At 66.0% G+C, this 11,885-nt stretch carries 13 protein-coding genes; 10 read left to right on the top strand and 3 right to left on the bottom strand.

The features are described 5' to 3' along the window. Window positions 1-2: 2 nt before the first annotated feature. Window positions 3-929 carry a LysR family transcriptional regulator gene (locus ACWMMN_RS31870; RefSeq protein ID WP_059238176.1) on the bottom strand — a complete coding sequence of 309 codons (927 nt, stop codon included), beginning with the start codon at window positions 927-929 and terminating at the stop codon, window positions 3-5. Window positions 930-1,045: 116 nt separating this feature from the next. On the opposite strand from ACWMMN_RS31870, the gene pobA reads away from it, so the two are divergent. The 7 genes from pobA (at window position 1,046) to ACWMMN_RS31835 (ending at window position 8,084) form a co-directional block, all read left to right on the top strand. After that, window positions 1,046-2,278, top strand: coding sequence for a 4-hydroxybenzoate 3-monooxygenase (pobA, locus tag ACWMMN_RS31865; protein WP_174991754.1), 1,233 nt, complete (start codon window positions 1,046-1,048; stop codon window positions 2,276-2,278). Window positions 2,279-2,421: 143 nt separating this feature from the next. Continuing rightward, the gene (locus tag ACWMMN_RS31860; RefSeq protein WP_256086996.1) at window positions 2,422-3,135 is read left to right on the top strand and encodes a 3-oxoacid CoA-transferase subunit A; all 714 of its coding nucleotides are present in this window, start codon (window positions 2,422-2,424) and stop codon (window positions 3,133-3,135) included. A gap of 10 nt (window positions 3,136-3,145) precedes the next feature. Beyond that, window positions 3,146-3,802, top strand: coding sequence for a CoA transferase subunit B (locus ACWMMN_RS31855; protein WP_059240863.1), 657 nt, complete (start codon window positions 3,146-3,148; stop codon window positions 3,800-3,802). A gap of 88 nt (window positions 3,803-3,890) precedes the next feature. Then, on the top strand, window positions 3,891-5,264 hold the full coding sequence (locus ACWMMN_RS31850; RefSeq protein WP_059238169.1) for a 3-carboxy-cis,cis-muconate cycloisomerase: 1,374 nt from the start codon (window positions 3,891-3,893) through the stop codon (window positions 5,262-5,264). Beyond that, on the top strand, window positions 5,264-6,049 hold the full coding sequence (gene pcaD, locus ACWMMN_RS31845) for a 3-oxoadipate enol-lactonase (RefSeq protein WP_059238167.1): 786 nt from the start codon (window positions 5,264-5,266) through the stop codon (window positions 6,047-6,049). Before ACWMMN_RS31850 ends, pcaD begins: the two co-directional genes overlap by 1 nt. 10 nt (window positions 6,050-6,059) lie before the next feature. Further along, complete coding sequence (pcaC, locus tag ACWMMN_RS31840) at window positions 6,060-6,446, top strand: 4-carboxymuconolactone decarboxylase (RefSeq protein WP_059240862.1); 387 nt, start codon at window positions 6,060-6,062, stop codon at window positions 6,444-6,446. A 279-nt stretch (window positions 6,447-6,725) separates the two neighbouring features. After that, on the top strand, window positions 6,726-8,084 hold the full coding sequence (locus ACWMMN_RS31835; protein WP_059238166.1) for an MFS transporter: 1,359 nt from the start codon (window positions 6,726-6,728) through the stop codon (window positions 8,082-8,084). Window positions 8,085-8,144: 60 nt separating this feature from the next. On the opposite strand, the gene ACWMMN_RS31830 is transcribed toward ACWMMN_RS31835, so the two are convergent. Then, entirely contained in the window at window positions 8,145-8,393 is a 249-nt protein-coding gene (locus tag ACWMMN_RS31830) for a hypothetical protein (RefSeq protein WP_059238163.1), read from the bottom strand. A 110-nt stretch (window positions 8,394-8,503) separates the two neighbouring features. Continuing rightward, complete coding sequence (locus ACWMMN_RS31825) at window positions 8,504-9,118, bottom strand: LysE family translocator (RefSeq protein ID WP_059238161.1); 615 nt, start codon at window positions 9,116-9,118, stop codon at window positions 8,504-8,506. A 616-nt stretch (window positions 9,119-9,734) separates the two neighbouring features. On the opposite strand from ACWMMN_RS31825, the gene ACWMMN_RS31820 reads away from it, so the two are divergent. From ACWMMN_RS31820 to ACWMMN_RS31810, 3 genes are all read left to right on the top strand, one after another. Next, a complete protein-coding gene (locus ACWMMN_RS31820; protein WP_174993985.1) occupies window positions 9,735-9,920 on the top strand; it encodes a hypothetical protein in 186 nt (61 codons plus the stop codon). Next, entirely contained in the window at window positions 9,921-10,187 is a 267-nt protein-coding gene (locus ACWMMN_RS31815) for a DUF1488 family protein (protein WP_174993986.1), read from the top strand. It begins immediately after the preceding gene. Between the two features lie 111 nt (window positions 10,188-10,298). Further along, window positions 10,299-11,879, top strand: a complete 1,581-nt coding sequence (locus ACWMMN_RS31810) for a SagB/ThcOx family dehydrogenase (protein ID WP_486423655.1) — start codon at window positions 10,299-10,301, stop codon at window positions 11,877-11,879. Window positions 11,880-11,885: the final 6 nt, after the last annotated feature.

Raw genomic sequence — 11,885 nt, 5'->3', positions numbered from 1 at the left:
CGTCACTTCGGCCATTCGTCCTGCTCGTCGTTGAACAGCGACGCGACGACGCCGCGCAGCCACGCGGTGCGCGGATCGTTGTGGTACTTGCGATGCCAGTGCTGTTTCAGGTCGAAGCGCGGCAGGGCGAGCGGCGGCTCGACGGGCACGATGAACGCGTGCTCGGCCGCATACGCATAGCCGATCGCGTGCGGCACCGTCGCGATCAGGTCGGTGCGGCTCAGGATGAACGGCAGGCTCATGAAGTGCGGCGTCTCGAGCACCGCGCGGCGCTGCATGCGCTGCTTCGCCAGATATTTCTCGAGCACCTCCTGGCTGCGGCCTTCGGCGCGCACCACCGCGTGCCCGCACGCGAGGAACTGCTCGACCGTGAACGGCGGCGCCTGCTCGAACGGATGGCCGCGCCGCATCAGGCACACGAACCGGTGCGTGAACAACCGCTGCTGGAAGAAGTTGTTGCCGTCGAGGTCGGGGAAGTAGCCGACCGCGAGATCGATCGACCCGGCTTCGAGGCCACGCCCGACTTCGTCGTGCGCGAGCGAGACCGAACGCAGGTTCGCATGCGGTGCGCGTGTCGCGAAAGCCTGCAGCAGCTTCGGCAGGAACACGATCTCGCCGACGTCCGACAGCGCGATCGAGAACGTATGCGTGCTCTCGGCCGGATCGAAGTCGTGCGGCGCGACGAGGCCGCGCTCGATCTGCGCGAGGGCATCGCGGGCGGCCGGCAGCAGCGCGAGCGCGCGCGGCGTCGGCTCCATCCCGCGCGACGTGCGCACGAACAGCGGATCGCCGAAATACTCGCGCAGCCGGCCGAGCGCGGTGCTCACGCGCGGCTGGCTCACGCCGAGCAGGTCGCCCGCGCGGCTCACGTTGCGGGTGTCGTCGAGCGCGACGAGGTAGGGAATCAGGTTCAGATCGAGCGTATCCATCGCCGGTCCAGTATCGTCAAAACGTATACAACATATCTCCTGAATCGCGTTGCCGCATAGTCGGGAAAGCGCTCAAATGTGTTCGACGATTCGAATTAATGTTCAGGAGACGAACAATGCGCACCCAAGTCGCGATCATCGGCGCCGGGCCGTCCGGCCTTTTGCTGTCCCATCTGCTGCGCCTGCAAGGCGTCGATTCCATCCTCGTCGAAGCGCGTTCGCGCGAATACTGCGAGAACCGCATCCGCGCCGGCGTGCTGGAGCAGGGCACGGTCGACACGCTGAACGAAGCCGGTCTCGGCGACCGGATGCGCCGCGAAGGGCTCGAACATCACGGCATCGAACTGCTGTTCGACGGCCAGCGCCATCGCATCGACCTGTCCGAACTGACCGGCGGGCGCGCGATCACCGTCTACAGCCAGCACGAAGTCGTGCGCGACCTGATCGCGGCCGGCGTCGAGCATGGCCATTCGATGCATTTCGAAGTCAGCGATGTCGCGCTGCACGACGTCGAAGGCGAGCACCCGTTCGTCACGTTCAAGCACGCGGACGGCCGCGCCGACCGCATCGACTGCGACTACGTCGCCGGCTGCGACGGCTTCCACGGCATCGCACGCCAGACGATCCCGGCCGAACGGCTGAATACGTTCGAGCGCGTCTACCCGTTCGCCTGGCTCGGCATCCTCGCCGATGCGGCGCCGTCGCTCGACGAACTCGTGTACGCGCACCACGACAACGGCTTCGCGCTGTTCTCGATGCGCTCGCCGACGGTCACGCGCCTGTACCTGCAGTGCAAGCCGGACGAGGACCTGGCCGAATGGTCCGACACGCGGATCTGGGATGAACTGCACACGCGCTTCTCGAACGATACCGGCTGGACGCCGACCGAGGGCCGGATCACGCAGAAGAGCGTGACGCCGATGCGCAGTTTCGTGTCGGAGACGATGCAGCACGGACGCCTGTTCCTCGCCGGCGACGCCGCGCACATCGTGCCGCCGACCGGCGCGAAGGGGATGAACCTCGCGGTGGCCGACGTCCGCGCGCTGTCCCGCGCGCTCGGCGCGCGCTACCGGACGGGCGACGCGACGCCGCTCGACACGTATTCGGCGACCTGCCTCGAACGCGTGTGGCGCGCCGAGCACTTCTCGTACTTCATGACGAACATGCTGCACGCGTCGCCGGACGATTCGCCGTTCGTCAATCGCCTGAAGTTTGCCGAGCTGAAATACGTGACGCGCTCGCGGGCCGCCGCGCAGTCGCTCGCCGAAAACTATGTCGGCCTGCCGTTCGACGACGCGACGGCCCCCGAGGGAACCCGCCTTGACAACGCGCTGTGCGCGACTCTATGATCGGCCCATCGTTCGCTAATCGAATCTAGGTTCGAATAGCGAACAAATACCGGGATCGACATCGGCCCCGGCGCGGCACGCGGCACGCGCGTGTCCCCTCGACAGGCCGCGCATCGAGCCGCGGGTTCGTATCAGGAAGAGACATGGTCAACAAGATTTTCGAATCGCTCCAGTCGGCGGTGGCCGACATCCACGATGGCGCGACAATCATGATCGGCGGCTTCGGCACGGCCGGCATGCCGTCCGAGCTGATCGACGCGCTGATCGCACAGGGCGCGCGCGACCTGACGATCGTCAACAACAACGCGGGTAACGGCGAGACCGGCCTCGCGGCGCTGCTGAAGGCGAAGCAGGTGCGCAAGATCATCTGCTCGTTTCCGCGCCAGAGCGATTCGCAGGTGTTCGACGGGCTGTACCGCGCGGGCGAGATCGAGCTGGAACTCGTGCCGCAGGGCAATCTCGCGGAGCGCATCCGCGCGGCGGGCGCCGGCATCGGCGGCTTCTTCACGCCGACGGGTTACGGCACCAAGCTCGCGGAGGGCAAGGAAACGCGCGTGATCGACGGCAAGCCGTACGTGTTCGAGACGCCGATCCATGCCGATTTCGCGCTCGTGAAGGCGTACAAGGGCGATCGCTGGGGCAACCTCGTGTATCGCAAGACCGCGCGCAACTTCGGGCCGATCATGGCCAGCGCCGCGAAGGTCGCGATCGTGCAGGTGTCGGAAGTGGTGCCGCTCGGTGCGCTGAACCCGGAACACATCGTGACGCCGGGCATTTTCGTCCAGCGCGTCGTCGAAGTGCCGCAGGCTGCGCATGCAGCCGAGCTGGCCGCCGAACATGCATTGCAAGCCGCCTGAGGAGACCGAGATGAAACGACTGACCCGCGATGAAATGGCCAAGCGCGTTGCCCAGGACATCCCCGAAGGCGCATACGTGAACCTCGGCATCGGCGTGCCGACGCTGGTGGCGAACCACCTCGACCCGAGCAAGGAAATCTTCCTGCACAGCGAGAACGGCCTGCTCGGCATGGGCCCCGCGCCCGCGCCCGGCGAGGAAGACGACGAACTGATCAATGCCGGCAAGCAGCACGTGACGCTGCTCACCGGCGGCGCGTATTTCCACCATGCCGATTCGTTCGCGATGATGCGCGGCGGCCACCTCGACTACTGCGTGCTCGGTGCGTTCCAGGTGTCGGCGAGCGGCGACCTCGCGAACTGGCACACGGGCGCGCCCGATGCGATTCCGGCCGTCGGCGGCGCGATGGATCTCGCGATCGGCGCGAAGCAGGTGTTCGTGATGATGGAGCACCTGACGAAGCAGGGCGAAAGCAAGATCGTCGCGCAGTGCTCGTATCCGGTCACCGGCGTGCAATGCGTGAGCCGTATCTATACGGATCTCGCGGTGCTCGACGTGACGGCCGACGGCCTCGCGGTGAGCGAGATCTTCACCGACCTGTCGTTCGACGAACTGCAGAAACTGACCGGCGTGCCGCTGATCGACGCGACGCAGAAGGCCGCTGCGTGAACCGCCGGCGTGCCGCCGCGTGCGCTCGCGCGCAGGCTGGCACGCTTGGGTGGACAATAGGCGCACGCCGTTTCCCCTATCTGATGCCATGCTCGAAGACAGCGCCCGCCTGACCTCCCTCATCTGCGGCACCGAGCCGCTCAACCGGATCTGGTCGCCCCGCGCGACGATCCAGCGGATGCTCGACGTCGAGGCCGCGCTCGCGCGTGCGCTCGCCGCGCAGCAGGTGATTCCCGCCGCCGCGGTCGCGCCGATCGAGCGCGCGTGCGACGCCGGCCGGCTCGACGCCGACGCGCTCGCGCATGGCGCGGCGCTCGGCGGCAATCTCGCGATTCCGCTCGTCAGGCAGCTCACCGCGCAGGTGAAGGCCGACGACCCCGAGGCCGCGAAGTTCGTGCATTGGGGCGCGACGAGCCAGGACATCATCGATACCGCAACCGTGCTGCAGCTGCGCGACACGCTCGACGTGCTGGAGCCGATGCTCGACGAAGCGTGCGCGTCGCTCGCGGCGCTCGCGCGCGCTCATCGCGCGACGCCGATGATCGGCCGCACGTGGCTGCAGCAGGCGCTGCCGATCACGCTCGGCCTGAAATTCGCCCAATGGCTCGATGCGCTGCTGCGCCACCGCGCGCGTTTCGCCGAATTGCGCGAGCGCGTGCTCGTGCTGCAGTTCGGCGGCGCGGCCGGCACGCTCGCGAGCCTGCGCGAGCAGGCGGCGGGCGTGACGGCTGCACTCGCGGCCGACCTGAGGCTCGCGGCGCCGGCCGTGCCGTGGCACACGCAGCGCGACCGCATCGCGGAAGCCGCGTCCTGCTTCGGCATGCTGACGGGCACGCTCGGCAAGATCGCGCGCGACGTGTCGCTGCAGATGCAGACCGAAGTCGGCGAGCTCGGCGAACCGGCCGCCGCCGGCAAGGGCGGCTCGTCGACGATGCCGCACAAGCGCAACCCGGTCGGCTGCGCGGCCGTGCTGACCGCCGCAGTGCGCGCACCGAACCTCGTTGCGACCGTGTTCGCGGGGATGGTGCAGGAACACGAGCGCGCGCTCGGCGGCTGGCAGGCCGAATGGGATGCGCTGCCCGACCTCGCGCGCCTGACGGGCGGCGCGCTCGCGCAGATCGCGCAGATCGTCGCGGGCCTCGACGTCAATACCGAACGCCTCGCCGCGAACCTCGACCTGACGCACGGCCTGATCCTCGGCGAAGCCGTGATGCTCGCGCTCGGCGACCGCATCGGCCGGCTCGACGCACACCATGTCGTCGAGCACGCATCGAAGGAAGCCGTGCGCACCGGCGCGACGCTGTTCGACGTGCTCGCCGCCGACGCGACCGTGTCGGCCCACCTGTCGCGCGACGCGCTCGCGCGGCTGCTCGATCCCGCACATTACGTCGGCGAGGCGCAGGCCTATGTCGACGCCGTGCTCGCGCTGCATGCGGGCACGACTCAACCAGGAGAACATTGATGCCTTTCGCCACTGTCAACGGCGTGAATCTGCATTACCGGATCGACCGTGCCGCGCGCGCCGACGCGCCGTGGCTCGTCTTCTCGAACTCGCTCGGCGCCGACCTGCAGATGTGGGCGCCGCAGATCCGTCCGCTCACGCAGCACTTCAACATCCTGCGCTACGACACGCGCGGCCACGGCCACTCCGACGCGCCGGCCGGTTCGTACACGATCGAGCAGCTTGCCGGCGACGTGATCGGCCTGCTCGACCACGTCGGCATCGACTGCGCGCATTTCTGCGGGATCTCGATGGGCGGGCTGACGGGCGCCGCGCTCGCCGCGCGCTACCCGTCGCGCATCGTGCGTGCGGTGCTGTCGAATACCGCCGCGAAGATCGGCTCGCCGGAAGTGTGGGCGCCGCGAGCGCAGAAGGCGCGCGCCGAAGGGATGGCCGCGCTCGCCGACGCCGTGCTGCCGCGCTGGTTCACCGATGCATTCGTCGAACGCGAGCCGCGCCTGTTCGACGCGATCCGCGATACGTTCGTGCATACCGACAAGGATGGCTATGCGGCGAACTGCGACGCGCTGAACGCGGCCGACCTGCGCGACGAAGTGAAGGGCATCACGCTGCCGGTGCTCGTCGTGACCGGCGCGAAGGACATGTCGACGCCGCCCGATCAGGGCCGCGCGCTCGCTGCCGCGATTCCCGGCGCGCTGCACATCGAATTCGACGCCGCGCATATTTCGAACATCGAGTGCACCGACGGCTTCAACCGCGCGCTGCTCGATTTCCTCAACGCGTGAGGGCATGGCGATGGACGACCAGGAACGTTACGAAGCAGGGATGAAGGTGCGCCGCGCAGTGCTCGGCGACGCGCACGTCGACCGTTCGATCGAGAACCGCACCGAGGTGACCGACGAATTCCAGAACCTGATCACGCGCTATGCATGGGGCGAGATCTGGACGCGCGACGGCCTGCCGCGCCATACGCGCAGCCTGCTGACCATCGCGATGATGGTCGCGCTGAACCGTGGCGAGGAACTGGCGCTGCACCTGCGCGCCGCGCGCAACAACGGCGTGACGCGCGACGAGATCAAGGAAGTGCTGCTGCAAACCGCGATCTACTGCGGCGTGCCGGCTGCGAACTCCGCATTCCATCTCGCGGACAAGATTTTCAAGGAACAGGACGAGGCCGGTTAAGCAACGGCTGTAGTGCGATCCTGAGCCGGGGCCTGCCGTCGATGGTTGGCGGGCCGTCGACGATGAATGAACGCGCCGGCAGAGTATCGGCGCGCGGCGCACCGGATGGCCGGTGCGCGAACAAAGGCAAGACGCGGTTCCGAGGCCGCGTCGCTTATAAACATACTGGCTTTGCATGGGGCTGGAGCAAGCGCTGAAGCGCGAACTCCGGTCGACCGCGAAGCATGGGATCCAGGCAAGCGCTAAAGGGCCAACCTGGATCCACACAGGAGACTAGCGATGAATCGCACACCCGTGGTCGATGTCCAGACCTTCATCAACGAGCAGCCGTTCGGCGGCTTTCAATGGCTCGTGTTCCTCATGTGTTTCGTGATCGTGCTGCTCGACGGTTTCGATACGGCCGCGATCGGCTTCATCGCACCGTCGCTGCTCGGCGAATGGAACCTGACCAAACCCGATCTCGCACCGGTGCTGAGCGCCGCGCTGTTCGGCCTCGCGTGCGGTGCGCTCGTGTCGGGCCCGCTGTCCGACCGGCTCGGCCGCCGCTCGTTGCTGCTCGGCTCGGTGTTCCTGTTTGGCGTTGCATGCCTGATGTCCGCCTTTTCGAACACGATCGGACACCTGACGATCCTGCGTTTCATCACCGGCGTCGGGCTCGGCGCGGCGATGCCGAACGCGGTCACGATGATGGGCGAGTTCTGCCCGGACAAGCGCCGCGCGACCGTGATCAACCTGATGTTCTGCGGGTTCCCGCTCGGCGCGGCGTTCGGCGGTTTCCTGGCCGCGTGGATGATTCCGCATTTCGGCTGGCGCAGCGTGCTGATGCTCGGCGGCGTGACACCGCTGCTGCTCGGTGTGCTGTTGCTGCTGAAGATGCCGGAATCGGTGCGCTTCATGGTCGCGAGCGGCCAGCAGGTGGACAAGATCCGCGCCACGCTCGCACGCATCTCGCGCGACGCGCTGAACGCCGGCTCGTTCGCGATGACCGAAGCCGCGCCGCAGACGGGCAGCAAGGGTCTCGGCGTCGTGCTGTCGCGCTCGTACATCGTCGGCTCGGTGATGCTGTGGCTCGCGTACTTCATGGGCCTCGTGATCTTCTACGCGTCGATCAACTGGATGCCGATCCTGCTGAAGGATGCGGGCCTGACGCCGAAGAGCGCGACGCTGATCTCGGCGCTGTTCCCGCTCGGCGGCGTGGGCGCCGTGTTGTGCGGCGTGCTGATGGACCGCTTCAACGCGAACCGCGTGATCGCCGTGTGCTATGCGCTGACGGCGGTGAGCGTGTATGCGATCGGGCAGGCGGCCGGCAACGTCGGGCTGCTCGTGCTGGTCGTGTTCGTGGCCGGCGTGCTGATGAACACCGCGCAATCGTCGATGCCGGCGCTGGCCGCTGCGTTTTATCCGACGGAAGGGCGTGGCACGGGTGTCGCGTGGATGCTCGGCGTCGGCCGCTTCGGCGGGATCGCGGGGTCGTTCCTCGTCGCCGAACTGACGCGCCGGCACTTCTCGTTCGCGGGCGTGTTCGCGACGATCGCCGTTGCGGGCTTGCTCGCGTGCATCGCGTTGCTGATCAAGCAGATGGCGCGGCCGCATGGTGTCGCGCAGCCGGCAGGCAAGATCGAGTCGCTCGGGCATTGAGCGAAGCGCGGGCCGGTGCGCTGCGCCGGCCCGCCGATACGGCAGCCATCGGGCCGCCGGCTATTCTTCCGCGTCGTGTTGCTTCACGAAGTTGCGCAGATACGCGCGCAGCGCGGCTTCCCGGCTGCGATGATCGGCGAGGTTCGCGGCGCCCATCTCTTCCTCTTCACCGAACATCGTCGGCGGCGCGCAGTAGGTGCCGATCTCGATGTCTTCGCGCAGCACACGAATCTCGTGCGTGAGCGGGTGATACTCGGCGATCCAGTGCATCCCCTCGATGTGTTCACCCGCCCTCAGCAGTGGCTTCATCGGCACTCTCCCGGCAGCAGCGGCGCAACCGGCGAAACGGTGGCGCGCGCTCGTAACAAAAGGGTACGCCTGCATCGGGCGAATCTCAACGGGCGCGCGGTGAGCGTTCACTACGCCAGCAGGTGCGCGATCAGCGGATACAGCGACAGGATCAGCAGTACGGCCATCGTCACGTTGAAGATGCGCAGCGCGCGGGGGTTCGACAGGAAGCGGCGCAGGCCGAGGCCGAACGCGGCCCACAGGCAGATGCACGGGAAGCCGATCAGGATGAACACGACGGACATCCACGCGGCGTTCATCCCGTAGTCGGCGGACAGGCGGACCGTCGTCGCGGCGGTCAGCACCATCATCCAGGCCTTCGGGTTGACCCACTGGAATGCGGCGGCTTCGACGAACGTCATCGGCCGTGGCTTGGCGCCGTGCGCCTTCACTTCGCCCGACGTGCCGATGCGCCACGCGAGGTACAGCAGATACGCGACGCTTGCGGCTTCGAGGATCGTGTACAGCAGCGGCAGGCGCTTGAACGCTTCGCCGAGGCCGAAGCCGACGCAGAGCATCAGGATCGCGACGCCGATGCTGATGCCGAACAGGTGCGGCATCGTGCGGCGGAAGCCGAAGTTGACGCCGGATGCGAGCAACATCGTGTTGTTCGGGCCGGGCGTGATCGATGTGACGAGCGCGAAGAGCATGCCGGCGGGCAATGCGCTCAAGGTGAGGAATTCCATCGCGGATTCTCCGTTCGGTTCGAGGCTGGGATGGAGATCAGTTTAGCGACGGTTCTCTGTACAGTACCGGTACAGTTGGATTGACGATTGCCGGTACGGGGGAGGTGGGGGCGGAAGGGCTTGTCGGCGATTGTTGAGGACCGGCAATGAAGAGGCGATTCAACGAAGATGGTATGAACGCGCCCCGTCCCAGGCCATCGGGCAGGAAGGCTGGCGGCCGCCATGCCCAAATTTTGATGACGGTAGCGTTGCCTGGGGGGCGGGCCGATCATGGCCCTGACATGAGATAGCGCTTGCACGGCCGTGGTATAGGGCGCATTCTCGTGAGGTTCGATGCGCGCGACCGACGGTTTTGCTTCGACTCCTTACGCTTCCCCCTGTCCGCAAGCTACGCAGAAGGCTCACCACGACGATCCCGCGCGCGAACGTCGAAGCTGCGAACTTCGCGCGTCAACCGAGCCTCCGTCCGAGGTTCGATCCGGCAGTTCCGTGCGCGAGAGATGCCGTCGGCCGCAAGCCCGCGGGTCGTCGTCCGCTCCTCGTATGGGGCGGGCGACGACGAAACTCAGTCACCGCGACGGTCCTGAAACTTGAATTTCTTCTTTTGGGATCCGGCATGCCTAAGCAAACTGAACTGAACCCAGACACGCCCGCCAGGCAAGGCGATTACGTTGACGTGAAAAAGGCGCGCGCCTTGGCACTGAAGCGCGCGGACAGCGAGCGCGCCGAGAAGCGGCGCGAAAACGACGCCCGAATTAATGTCAACGCGAGCAAGTGGCGTTATATCTGTCAGGAGGGTTAGATGGGGAATAGCGCCGTAACACTCAACTTTCCCAATCCCAGCCGCACCTACGACGCTTCCAGACACTGTGTGTGCTTCTGGGGTTACGACAATTCTCGCGAGATTACCTTTCTGGTCGACGATGCGATGCTGGCGAAACTGAACTCCGACATGGGTTCCGGCGAGCCCGCCTTGCTTGCGGCCTTCGACCGCAATCGCGACCGGATTCTGGGACTTGCCAGAGACCTTTACAAGGGGGGGCCCCAGAACCGGTACACGATCTCGTGAGCGTGGCCCCCGTTTGCGCGTGCACCCCATGCGCGGCTTCTTTCTGACCTGCACTCGCCGCGCGTGCGGGTATTCCGGGTCTGAGGGGACATGGATCGGTCAAGGCGTGCGGTGCTTGATTATCACGAACGCAGCAAGCACCGTCTCAACTTCTACGCTCCTGGCCCTGGGGGGCTCGACTGGGCAACCCAGCCGGATTCGTTTCGCGTATTTCACGGCGCTCCGCGCGTTGCTCTGCCGTTGGCCGCGGACACCCTGGCCACCTGCTACAACGCGTTACGCTGCGGCACCCTGCCGCCCACGCAGGGATTCGATCTATCCAGTCTGGCAATCCTGTTCGAACTCTCGCTTGGCTTGTCGGCGTGGAAATCCTTTGGTGCCCAGCGGTGGGCACTGCGCTGCAACCCTTCGAGCGGAAATCTGCATCCGACCGAGGGCTATCTTCTGTGTCCGGCTCTGCCCGGCTTGCCCGCAGGCGTCTACCACTACCTGAGCCGGGATCATGCGCTTGAACATCGCGCTTCAGTGGACGAGCCACGATGGAACGAGGCGTTTTCTGAAAGTGGTGTCCTGGTCGGCATAAGCTCGATCCACTGGCGCGAGGCATGGAAATACGGCATGCGCGCCTGGCGCTACTGCCAGCAGGATTGCGGCCATGTCATCGCTGCGATGAGTTACGCAGCCGCAGCGCTCGGCTGGCAGACGCGGTTGATGGAGTCGGTTGCGGATGATGCAGTGGCCGGCTTGCTTGGAGTGGACCGCCGCGAAGATTTCACGGAAGCCGAAACTGAGGCGCCGGATCTTTTGCTCTGGATTGGTAACCCTGATACGCGGCCCGATCTCGAGAGCATGCTGATCGCTTTGGACGGGGCACAGTGGCACGGACGCGCCAATCGACTGAGTTCGGGGCATGTGGCCTGGCCGGACATCGATTCGATTCATCGCGCCACCCACAAGACCCACACTCGCGGACCACCCTCGCCACCGCATCCGGAGCAGTGTCCAGCGCCGGCGACGCCAACCCTCGATCTCAGCTTCGCCCGAATCGCCAGACAGCGTCGCAGCGCCGTGAATTTCGATGGCACGACGCGCATCAGCGACGCGACTTTATTCAGCATGCTGGCGTGCTTGCTGACACATCCCGACACGCCGCCGTGGAATGCGCAGATGTCTCCTGCCGCAGTGCATGCGGCGCTGTTGGTGCACCGCGTCGACGGGCTGGAGCCGGGCCTGTATATGCTCGTCAGGACACCGGCCGCACTGCCGGATCTCAAGCGATCTCTGCGTCCGGAATGGTTGTGGCAAAAGATCGGGCCGGACCATCTGCCGCTCTATCTTCTACTACCGTACGATTTGCGCGCGGCGGCAAAGTTGATTTGCTGCCATCAGGATATCGGTGCCGATTCCTGCTTTGCGCTTGGAATGATCGCGAGATTCGAAATCGCGTTGAAGCAACCCTGGCGTTATCGCCATCTGTTCTGGGAATGCGGCATGCTTGGCCAGGCGCTTTATCTCGAAGCAGAAGCCGCCGGTGTGCGCGCGACGGGGATTGGCTGCTTTTTCGATGATGAGATGCACGCATTGCTCGGCGTGAAGGATCATGTCTGGCAATCCCTGTATCACTTCACCGTCGGTGGCGCGGTGGACGATCCACGCCTGTCGGCATGTCCGCCGTACGAGATTCAGCCTTGATGCGCA

Source organism: Burkholderia cepacia complex sp. TUM26381, assembly GCF_057439935.1.
Note: the sequence above shows the minus strand (reverse complement) of the source record. Positions and strands in the feature narration are given on the sequence as shown.

What these genes read in the sequence shown, in the direction of transcription:
- ACWMMN_RS31870 (WP_059238176.1), bottom strand. Translation starts at nt 929, where the DNA reads ATGGATACGCTCGATCTGAACCTGATTCCCTACCTCGTCGCGCTCGAC.
- pobA (WP_174991754.1), top strand. Translation starts at nt 1,046, where the DNA reads ATGCGCACCCAAGTCGCGATCATCGGCGCCGGGCCGTCCGGCCTTTTG.
- ACWMMN_RS31860 (WP_256086996.1), top strand. Translation starts at nt 2,422, where the DNA reads ATGGTCAACAAGATTTTCGAATCGCTCCAGTCGGCGGTGGCCGACATC.
- ACWMMN_RS31855 (WP_059240863.1), top strand. Translation starts at nt 3,146, where the DNA reads ATGAAACGACTGACCCGCGATGAAATGGCCAAGCGCGTTGCCCAGGAC.
- ACWMMN_RS31850 (WP_059238169.1), top strand. Translation starts at nt 3,891, where the DNA reads ATGCTCGAAGACAGCGCCCGCCTGACCTCCCTCATCTGCGGCACCGAG.
- pcaD (WP_059238167.1), top strand. Translation starts at nt 5,264, where the DNA reads ATGCCTTTCGCCACTGTCAACGGCGTGAATCTGCATTACCGGATCGAC.
- pcaC (WP_059240862.1), top strand. Translation starts at nt 6,060, where the DNA reads ATGGACGACCAGGAACGTTACGAAGCAGGGATGAAGGTGCGCCGCGCA.
- ACWMMN_RS31835 (WP_059238166.1), top strand. Translation starts at nt 6,726, where the DNA reads ATGAATCGCACACCCGTGGTCGATGTCCAGACCTTCATCAACGAGCAG.
- ACWMMN_RS31830 (WP_059238163.1), bottom strand. Translation starts at nt 8,393, where the DNA reads ATGAAGCCACTGCTGAGGGCGGGTGAACACATCGAGGGGATGCACTGG.
- ACWMMN_RS31825 (WP_059238161.1), bottom strand. Translation starts at nt 9,118, where the DNA reads ATGGAATTCCTCACCTTGAGCGCATTGCCCGCCGGCATGCTCTTCGCG.
- ACWMMN_RS31820 (WP_174993985.1), top strand. Translation starts at nt 9,735, where the DNA reads ATGCCTAAGCAAACTGAACTGAACCCAGACACGCCCGCCAGGCAAGGC.
- ACWMMN_RS31815 (WP_174993986.1), top strand. Translation starts at nt 9,921, where the DNA reads ATGGGGAATAGCGCCGTAACACTCAACTTTCCCAATCCCAGCCGCACC.